This window comes from Thermodesulfovibrionales bacterium (assembly GCA_035686305.1).
In the GTDB taxonomy this organism is placed as follows: Bacteria; Nitrospirota; Thermodesulfovibrionia; order Thermodesulfovibrionales; family UBA9159; genus DASRZP01.
The window spans coordinates 1-6,367 of sequence record DASRZP010000095.1; the positions used below are offsets into that span (position 1 = coordinate 1).

The following is a 6,367-nucleotide window of genomic DNA, read 5'->3' on the forward strand; positions in this document are numbered from 1 at the left end:
CGTTTCAAGGACGCCCGCAAGAGTCGGTCCTGAGGCTGCTGATCAGGCTCACGGTGGACGTTAGCCCGCTATGAACATTTCAAGGACGTCCTTTTCAGCAGTGTCAGCAGAATGCTGATGTCCATAACTTTCTTTTCCAACTAGAAAAGTTTAGCGTATGATAGGGCAGCGATCAAAAGGGACCTTGAGAATTCGTGAGGTTGACAATGGGGGATAGGGAAATGTTATTTTATAAGCACTTGAAGGCTCGTAGCTCAGGGGGAGAGCGCTACCTTGACACGGTAGAGGTCGGCGGTTCGAAACCGCCCGGGCCTACCATTTAAAATCAACCAGTTACCTGTCTTATACACTATTGGTTACCCGCCTTACTATGCAGTAAATATGCAGTGCGGGAAAAGTTCAGCATATTTACTGCGCTCTGTAAGTGGTTTCTGCCATCATCTTTCCAAGCCTCAGCATCATCGACTCAAATCCCTGTTTCCCGCTCTCGTATATCCGGTATAGCTGCTCCACTATCCACTGTCTGCCGCATGCCTCCTTGAGTCCAAAGTTCTAGCGTCAATATGTGCGACCTGTGACCTTCAGGAATACCCCGCTGACAGTAAACATAAAGCCCTTCAAGCCGAGAAAGTCTGCCGAATTCACGTCGCTGAATTTGACAATGTATCATTTCCGCTCTACAATAAACGAATAGATGAAGTGGTCGGAGCTGGTATCGGAGTTTTTGCTCATTAAGGCACATGTCACATGACAGAATGGTTGCTTTACAAGTCACATACAGTACGGCCCAAAGTGAGTTTGACAACAGGCAGGAATGGCCGTATATTAAAACTGATAATGGGAACTAAAGCTGCCATACTGCTTGTCGCCCTTCTTCTGTCACTGGCGGCCCCTGTTTCAATCCAGATATGTGCCTCTGCGGATGCGCCTGTTTTTGTCACTCTCGATGTCTGTAATGCAGCTGGGACGGTGTTATCTCTGAATGCCGGCATGCCTGTAATTCAGGAACGTACCTGTGAAATCGTCCCCCCTGCGTTTACAGGTTATATTAATGTATCCAATCTGAGAGCGGCACCCTTAAATCTCACGTACAAACATTATCATCCACCTGAAGTTGTTGGTGTTTTCGAAGTTTGAGTTAAGTGGACATCCCCTTAGTCGGCATTTAACTGAGTTTGGAGGGGCACTTAACCGGCCCAGTGCCTGCACGCATTGCGTGCAGAGAGTACAATAACTTTTTATATGGAGAACCATATGAAAAGAATCATGCCGTTTCTAACAGTTTTGGTTTGTTTTATATTTGCAATGTCTTTTGTAATCCCGGCCGCTGCTGCCGGTGATAGGTGCGACTCGTGCGGTATGAAACTCAGTGAGCATGTGAACACTGAATACGTCATCACATTCAAGGACGGCAAAACCAAACACTACTGCTGTCCTCACTGCGGACTTTACGTCCATGCTGAAGAGAAGGCCAATGTGAAATCCGCCAAGGCAAGGGACTTCATAAGCAGCAAGTGGATGGACCCTGCCAAGATGTATTTTCTCTCCGGGAGCTCTGCTGTCCCGGCCTGCTCGCCAAGCTGGATCGCTTTCGGATCAAAGTCCGAAGCAGAAAAGTTCCAGAAAGGGTTTGGTGGCGAAATTTACGGCTTTGAGGACGCACTCAAAGAAAGGATGAAGCAGCCGAAGATGATGGAGAAAATGCCAAAATAGGTATTCTATTTAGCCTTCGTCCCAGTCTGCAAACCATAGCCGGCCTGTATCTGCGGTAATGATGCGGGTCGGTTTATTCATTTTCATTATTTTGAGGTGACTGTGAAAAAGACTGTGATAGCGCTATTCATTGCTGCTCTGCTTTTGTTTTCGGTCTTTGCCGAGGGAAACAAACGTCAGGACTGTTATGTCTGCGGAATGTGGATAAACCAGCATATGAAAACAAGGCATGTTGTGTTTATGAAAGACCATAAGTCACACGAATTCTGCAGCTTTGCCTGTCTGGTGAGGTTCGTAAAGGAAAACGGTAGCAGGGTAAAGCGCATCCTCGCAGCCGACTTTGATACGGAAAAGCTGATCGACGCGAAAAAGGCGTTCTATGTTGAAGGCGGCGATATCCCGGGTGTCATGAGCGCGGTCGGCAGGTTCGCCTTTGCGACAAAAGAGGAGACTGAAGAATTCAGAAAAGCGCATGGCGGCACGAGCGTATCATTCGACGAGGCCTTTGCTCATCAGGAAAGGGATCAGGAGTGAAAATTGTTGGTGCCATACAGGCGAAATCTCATTGTAAAACCGGCTCATTTGGTGTGCTGATACCATGGTGATTTTAAGGAATTGCCTCCTTGCCTTATCAATCGTCTGTACTAGTCTTTCCATGTTTTTCCTGCCTTTGAGCTGTTCCGAAAAAGGGGTCATACTCAGGACCGGACAACCTGCGCCGTCTTTTGCGTTGTCAGACATCAGCGGAAAAATGATAAGAGTGCCTGAAGACGTGAAAGGCAGGATTACGGCCATTCGTTTCTGGGCGAGCTCATGCAAGTTCTGTGCTGCCGAGATGCCGGAAATAGAAGAAGTTTATAAAAAATATGCGGACAAAGGCCTGGTAATTCTTGCCGTGAACATCGGGGAGGATAAAGGCGACGTGGAAAAATTCGCGAAGGGATACAACATCTCTTATCCGATGCTTCTCGACCCGGGCCAGATTGTTACGAAGAGATACGGCGTAATCAGCACCCCGGAAACGTTTCTCCTGGATAGAAACGGTCTCATAAGGCAAAAGATTCTGGGTGAAATAAACAGGCAGACCTTCGAAGAAATTGTGATAGAATGCCTTAAAGAAGAAAAAACCTGATTAAGGATTGAGGAGGTGGATATGTCGTCAAAATTCCTGATTTCAATATTATGTCTTATCGTCTTCGCGGCAGAGCCCCTTGCCGCGGCACAGAAGCCCGGCAAACCTTCCAGTCAGGACAAGTGTCCGGTGTGCGGCATGTTCGTTTCCAAATACCCGGAGTGGTACTCGGAAATAATCTTCAAGGACGGGTCGCACTTTTATTTCGACGGCAGCAAGGATATGTTCAAGTATTATCTGGATGTCCGAAAGTACAACCCCTCAAAGACTTTGAATGACGTTGACTCGTTGTATGTGACGGAATACTATAGCGTTTTGCTTATCGACGCGCGTACGGCCTACTATGTGATCGGGAGCGATATCATGGGGCCCATGGGCAGGGAACTGGTTCCGTTCTCCACGAAAGAGGATGCCGACGCTTTCGTTAAAGACCATAAGGGAAGGACAATCAGGTTCAAGGACGTTACGGCAGCCATCCTGAAAGGACTGGACTAAATGTCACCATGAGTATCGGGAGAATGACGCATATAAGGAAATCCAGCGTATTCCTTAGCTATCTACTAGTGAACCTCTGTGTGTTGTTCGCTCTTTTTGTTCATGCGATGCTGAATGTCAGGGAAGCTAAGCCTGCACTTGAGGGAAAATCCGCACTAGTGAGGAGCCTTGGCCTTACCGATCTTTGTCTGTTCAGCGAGGCGAGTTATACAAGGCACCTTTCTCTGGCGGATTTCAGCACCCCCTTTCAGGACTGTCCTCTGTCCCTTGAGCATTTTCCTTCAGGCTCTGTTGTGGAACCGCCCGAACATTTGCGCGAGATGGCGCCGGGGGATGCCGACAGATGAAGTGGATCGAAAAGCAGCGCAATATAATAGATTTTACCCTTTCATCCCTGCTGAGGAGAAAAACGAAAAATATTGCGCTGGTCTTTGTGTATACCGTAATAGTATTCGTGCTGGCATCGGTCGTGTTTTTTTCCCACTCGATAAAAAAAGAGGCATCGATTATTCTCCAGGGGTCGCCAGAGATAATTGTTCAAAGGTTGTCCGCGGGAATGCATGCCCTCATCCCCGAGGAATACGTCAGCGGAATTGCCAAAATCAGAGGAGTGACATCCGTCACCGGGAGGCTCTGGGGCTATTATTACGAACCAACGGCCAGGGCCAACTTCACCCTTTTGTCACCGGAGGAGCAGCCCGGAGAGGGCAACATTATGGCCGGAGAGGGAGTTCTCAGGGTCCTGCATGCCTCGCCAGGGGACATTCTGTCGCTTACGAGTTACAAGGGAGAGCAGGTTTCCTTAAGAGTAAAAGGTTCGCTGCCCACTTCATCCAGTCTCGTTTCTGCGGATTTGATTCTGATTTCCGAAGGAGATTTCAGAAACATTTTCGGTTTTTCGAAGGGTCTTTTTACGGACCTCGCCCTGAGGGTACGCAATCCGAGGGAGCGCGTCACTATAGCTAAAAAGATAAAAGAACTTTATCCTGATGCACGGCCGATAATAAGAGATGAGATACTGAGGACATATGATTCAGTTTTCAACTGGCGCAGCGGCTTGTTGCTCATGGTAATGACTGGTGCCATATTGGCGTTTATCATTTTCGCCTGGGACAAGGCCACCGGACTGAGCGCCGAGGAGAGGAGAGAAATAGGCATCCTCAAAGCCGTGGGGTGGGAAACTTCTGACATACTTTTGATGAAGTTCTGGGAAGGAGCATCCATGTCCCTGTCTTCTTTTCTGGGAGGCGTCATCCTGGCATATTTCCATGTCTTTTTTACATCCTCGGCCCTTTTTGCTCCGGTCCTCAAGGGCTGGTCCGTCCTCTATCCGGAATTCAGGCTCACTCCATTCATTGACGTAGGCGGTGTCATGACGCTTTTTTTCCTCACCGTTCTGCCTTACACGGTTGCGACAATAATTCCCTCCTGGCGGGCTGCGATAGTCGATCCCGACTCGGTAATGAGGTGACCGATGATTGAACTCAGGGGTATAGAAAAGGTGTTCAATGCCGGCAAACCTAACGAGTTTAGGGCTGTGGAGGGCGTGAACCTGTCCGTTGAGGTCGGCATGATCACCGTAATCAAAGGCCCGAGCGGTTCTGGCAAGACGACATTACTGGGTATAATCGGGTGCATGGCAAGGCCTACTTCGGGAAGAATTTATCTCAGCGGGCGGCTTACACAGGTTTTACCATTTGCCGTCGAAGAAGCCTCTGCGGAGGTAACAAGTCTGCCCGAGAAATTTCTGACGGACATAAGGAGACGTGGTTTCGGATTCATCTTTCAGCAGTTCAATCTTATCAAGGGCATAACAGTGCTTGAAAACGTCATGCTCCCGGCATACCCTGAAGGAGAGGATTTCCATTCGCTGAGTGCAAGGGCCGAGGGCCTGTTGCAGGCATTCAATCTCTCCGGGAAAGTGTCATCAAGAGTCGAATGGCTTTCAGGTGGAGAGGCCCAGCGGGTGGCTATAGCCAGGGCGCTCATCAACAATCCCGCTGTGGTGATAGCGGACGAACCCACTGCCCATCTCGACACGAAACTTTCCGGTGAGTTCATGGCGATAATGGCCCAACTGAGGGATAAAGGGGAGACCGTCATCATTGCAAGCCATGACCCTATCGTTTACGACGCACCGATTGTCGACAGGGTTGTGGAAATGAGGGACGGCAGGATCGGTGCAGAGCGTAGGACGAAGTGATTCTTCATCCCTCCATTATTGCCCTGTTCGTGTCTTCAATTCTCATAAGTGTGCTCCTTCTATATTCTTCTTATTACGGAGTAGTGATAGTCAGGAAGTGGGACATAAGGAGTGGCAGCGAGCAGCAACTCGAACTAGAGAGAAGAACTTATCTCATCGCCACCATACTCACAAATGTTTTCGCGTTCCAGCTCATTTCGCTCTTCCTTTACGTTTATACTGCGGACAGTCTGCACGACCTTTTCACGGGCGCCATGTGCCCGGCAGGGACCTTTAATGTAAACGGCTACGGTTATCCCACGCTGTTGCTCAAGATTTTTAATTTTCTCGCGGCGGGCATGTGGCTCATACTAAACTATGCTGACACGAGAGCGTACGATTATCCTCTTACAAAAAGCAAATACCGGCTTTTGATCGTCCTAACGCCTTTTATAGTCGCGGAGACCTTCCTGCAGGGCAAGTTCTTTCTAGGGTTGAAGGCCGATATTATTACCTCATGCTGCGGGAGCCTCTTCAGCGCCGGCTCCGGGGGCGTAGCCTCGGAACTTGCCTCGGTGCCGAGCATACCGGGGAAGATAGCCTTTTATACGATAATAACTTTAACATTTGCAAGCGGAGCATATTTTTATATGAGAGGCAGATTGGGATGTCTGTTCGCGGGCCTTTGTGGGCTCTCGTTTATCACGTCTATAATTTCTGTAATTTCATTTTTCTCGCTCTATTATTACGAGCTTCCGTCACATCACTGTCCATTCGATATTCTGCAGTCGGGGTATAGATATGTCGGATATCCGCTCTATATAGCACTTTTCACCGGAACGGTT

The 6,367-nt window shown here is 48.7% G+C and carries 8 protein-coding genes and 1 tRNA gene; all 9 read left to right on the plus strand.

The annotated features are described in order from the left end of the window. Positions 1-243: 243 nt before the first annotated feature. Positions 244-318 (plus strand) — tRNA-Val (locus VFG09_11010). A gap of 936 nt (positions 319-1,254) precedes the next feature. Further along, positions 1,255-1,713 (plus strand): nitrous oxide reductase accessory protein NosL, encoded by a 459-nt coding sequence (locus VFG09_11015; GenBank protein HET6515680.1) that lies wholly within the window; start codon positions 1,255-1,257, stop codon positions 1,711-1,713. A gap of 102 nt (positions 1,714-1,815) precedes the next feature. After that, positions 1,816-2,247 (plus strand): nitrous oxide reductase accessory protein NosL, encoded by a 432-nt coding sequence (locus VFG09_11020; protein HET6515681.1) that lies wholly within the window; start codon positions 1,816-1,818, stop codon positions 2,245-2,247. 121 nt (positions 2,248-2,368) lie between these two features. Then, entirely contained in the window at positions 2,369-2,845 is a 477-nt protein-coding gene (locus tag VFG09_11025) for a TlpA disulfide reductase family protein (protein ID HET6515682.1), read from the plus strand. 21 nt (positions 2,846-2,866) lie between these two features. Beyond that, complete coding sequence (locus tag VFG09_11030; GenBank protein HET6515683.1) at positions 2,867-3,340, plus strand: nitrous oxide reductase accessory protein NosL; 474 nt, start codon at positions 2,867-2,869, stop codon at positions 3,338-3,340. Positions 3,341-3,363: 23 nt separating this feature from the next. Continuing rightward, positions 3,364-3,687, plus strand: coding sequence for a hypothetical protein (locus VFG09_11035; protein ID HET6515684.1), 324 nt, complete (start codon positions 3,364-3,366; stop codon positions 3,685-3,687). Continuing rightward, the gene (locus tag VFG09_11040) at positions 3,684-4,811 is read left to right on the plus strand and encodes an FtsX-like permease family protein (GenBank protein HET6515685.1); all 1,128 of its coding nucleotides are present in this window, start codon (positions 3,684-3,686) and stop codon (positions 4,809-4,811) included. The genes VFG09_11035 and VFG09_11040 overlap by 4 nt, the downstream gene beginning before the upstream one ends. A 3-nt stretch (positions 4,812-4,814) precedes the next feature. Then, positions 4,815-5,543, plus strand: a complete 729-nt coding sequence (locus tag VFG09_11045) for an ABC transporter ATP-binding protein (protein ID HET6515686.1) — start codon at positions 4,815-4,817, stop codon at positions 5,541-5,543. Positions 5,544-5,626: 83 nt separating this feature from the next. After that, a partial coding sequence (locus VFG09_11050) for a hypothetical protein (GenBank protein HET6515687.1) occupies positions 5,627-6,367 on the plus strand: 741 nt, incomplete at its 3' end.

Excerpts from the sequence above, each read along its gene's own strand:
- VFG09_11015 (HET6515680.1), top strand. The coding sequence starts at position 1,255 with ATGAAAAGAATCATGCCGTTTCTAACAGTTTTGGTTTGTTTTATATTT.
- VFG09_11025 (HET6515682.1), top strand. The coding sequence starts at position 2,369 with ATGTTTTTCCTGCCTTTGAGCTGTTCCGAAAAAGGGGTCATACTCAGG.
- VFG09_11030 (HET6515683.1), top strand. The coding sequence starts at position 2,867 with ATGTCGTCAAAATTCCTGATTTCAATATTATGTCTTATCGTCTTCGCG.
- VFG09_11035 (HET6515684.1), top strand. The coding sequence starts at position 3,364 with ATGACGCATATAAGGAAATCCAGCGTATTCCTTAGCTATCTACTAGTG.
- VFG09_11040 (HET6515685.1), top strand. The coding sequence starts at position 3,684 with ATGAAGTGGATCGAAAAGCAGCGCAATATAATAGATTTTACCCTTTCA.
- VFG09_11045 (HET6515686.1), top strand. The coding sequence starts at position 4,815 with ATGATTGAACTCAGGGGTATAGAAAAGGTGTTCAATGCCGGCAAACCT.